A 493-nucleotide genomic window follows, 5' to 3' on the forward strand; every position below is an offset into this window, starting at 1 on the left:
GGCGTCGACTATCTCGGTTATCATATCACGCCGCAGCTCGTGTCAGTGCGGAAAAGCTCTTATAAACGAATGATGACAACAATCATGTCGTTAATGACAAGCGCCAAGTACAACGCGAACCAGAAGCGCCTGCTTGCGAAGCTTAATCTGAAGATCACTGGCTGCATTCTCAACGACAAGCGTTACGGCTGGATGTTTTTCTTTTCGATGACGCAGGACGTCAGGCAACTCAAGAGGCTTGACGGCTTCGTCTGGCGCCTATGGAAAAGGCTCAACATGCCTGGGCCCGGTAGACCAAAAACTTTCGTGAAGGCCTATCATGAGATACGCTTCAACATGGCGAAGTCGAAATATATTCCGCGTTTCGACGACTACTCCCTAGAAAAAAAGATGCAGTTGATTGCCGATCTTCAGGGGCTGGACCTCCAAAGCATCAGGAACTGGACTGAGGAGAAAATCAACAAAACGTTTAGACGTCTAGTCAGGAGAGAAG

At 48.7% G+C, this 493-nt stretch carries 1 pseudogene; it reads left to right on the forward strand.

Annotated features, from left to right (window positions below):
• A pseudogene (locus tag AB4Z23_RS28330) lies at positions 1-493 on the forward strand (reverse transcriptase domain-containing protein); the annotation flags it as partial.

Origin of the sequence: Agrobacterium sp. MCAB5 (genome assembly GCF_052114365.1) — a bacterium.
Lineage (GTDB): Bacteria > Pseudomonadota > Alphaproteobacteria > Rhizobiales > Rhizobiaceae > Agrobacterium > Agrobacterium tumefaciens.